Origin of the sequence: Stenotrophomonas sp. 2YAF22 (assembly GCF_052114665.1) — a bacterium.
GTDB classification, from domain to species: domain Bacteria; phylum Pseudomonadota; class Gammaproteobacteria; order Xanthomonadales; family Xanthomonadaceae; genus Stenotrophomonas; species Stenotrophomonas indicatrix.
The window spans coordinates 1-1,630 of the sequence record NZ_JBFRFE010000785.1 but is presented as its reverse complement, the minus strand read 5'-3'; the positions used below and the strand labels follow the sequence as shown (position 1 = coordinate 1,630).

The following is a 1,630-nucleotide window of genomic DNA, read 5'->3' as shown; positions in this document are numbered from 1 at the left end:
GGCAGATGCGCCACTATGCCGCGGCGGCCGAGCGCAGTGGCGTACCGCTGTACCTGCAACTGGTGCAGCTGGCGTCCGAACACGAGTCCGGGACCGGCGTGTTCCAGGCGCCGGTGGAGTTCGAGCTGCCTGTTCCTGCCAATGACAAATCGCCCGGCCGGCAACTGCTGGTCGGTGCCGTGGGCGCCACCTACCAGGGGCGCAGCGTACTGCTGTGCGCGCTGCGCGATCTCAGCGCGCGCGTGGAGCTGGAGCAGCAGCAGGCGCAGGCACGCCAGGCCGCCGAAGCGGCAAGCCGCGCAAAGGGCATCTTCCTGGCGACGATGAGCCACGAAATCCGCACGCCGCTGCACGGCATCCTTGGGCACCTCGAACTGCTTGGCCGTTCCTCGCTCGATGAGGATCAGCAGGCCCGACTGCGCCGCATCAACCAATCGGCCGACTCGCTGCTGCAGATCATCAACGACGTGCTGGATTTCTCCCGTGCCGAAGCCGGCCAGCTGGAGCTGCAGGCCGAAACGTTCGAGCCGATCGTCCTGCTGGAGCGGGTTGCCGTGCTGTTCTCGCCGCTGGCCGAGGCCAAGGGGCTGGTGATGGACCTGTCGGTGGATGCGGCAGTGCCTGCCCAGGTGGAAGGCCCGCAGGCGCGGATCGAGCAGGTACTGCGCAACCTGGTCAGCAACGCGGTGAAGTTCACCCTTTCCGGCCGCATCGCGCTGCGGGTGCGGGTGGATGTACAGGGCGAGACCCTGATGCTGCAGATGGAGGTGGCTGACTCCGGCATCGGCCTGAGCCCGTCGCAGCTGGAGCGTCTGTTCCAGCCTTATGTGCAGGCCGATGCCAGCATCATCAGCCGCTTCGGCGGATCCGGGTTGGGGCTGTCGCTGTGCCGGGAACTGTGCCTGCGGATGGGCGGGGAGATCCATGCGCGCAGTACGCCCGCCGTGGGCAGTGTGTTTACCTTTGGCGTGCCGGTGGAACGCGTGGCTGGCGCGTCGCCTCGGCCGCTTGCAGGACGCAGCGTGCTACTCGCCTCGGCCGCCGCCGGTTGGAGTGATGAACTGAGCCGGCGCCTGCAGGCATGGGGCGCCCATGTGCAGGTGATTGAGGATCCCGCTCTGCTGGCCCAGCACCATGTCGATGCGGCCACGCCGCTGGTGCTGTTCGAGCGGGGGCCGGGGCGGGAACTGCCGGTTCTGGGCGAGGACGGGCGGTGCGTGGTGCGGGTGAGTGCTGATGGCCCCCTGCGCGCGCAACGGCGGGGAGTCACCTGGCGGGTATCCTGCTATTCCGGCGAGTCACTGCTGCAGGCGCTGCTGGCACCAGCCTTGCCGGAGCAGCGGCTGCTGGCGGTCGGGCAGGGCTTGGACTAGATTCATCGCGGGCGCCACCGCACGACATCATTCAAGGGGAATCACCATGCATCCGGCCGCGCCTGCAGCGCCCATCAACCAGATAGATGCCCTGCGCAGGCTGCAGCGACGCCTGCTGTTCGGTGGTGGCGGACTGATCAGCATCCTGATCGTGCTGACGGCCGTCGCCAGCCTCGTCGGTGGTATCGGCGAGTTCCATTCGCGCGAGCGCCAGACCTTCCAGGAGGCACAGTCGGCACTGGACTACTTCCTGTCCC

Annotated in this window: 2 protein-coding genes; both read left to right on the top strand. The window is 67.9% G+C overall.

Going from position 1 to position 1,630, the window contains the following annotated elements:
• A partial coding sequence (locus AB4Y84_RS21105; protein ID WP_442250868.1) for a sensor histidine kinase occupies window positions 1-1,373 on the top strand: 1,373 nt, incomplete at its 5' end.
• A 46-nt stretch (window positions 1,374-1,419) separates the two neighbouring features.
• The coding region (locus tag AB4Y84_RS21100; RefSeq protein WP_442250867.1) for a hypothetical protein at window positions 1,420-1,630 on the top strand (211 nt) is incomplete at its 3' end.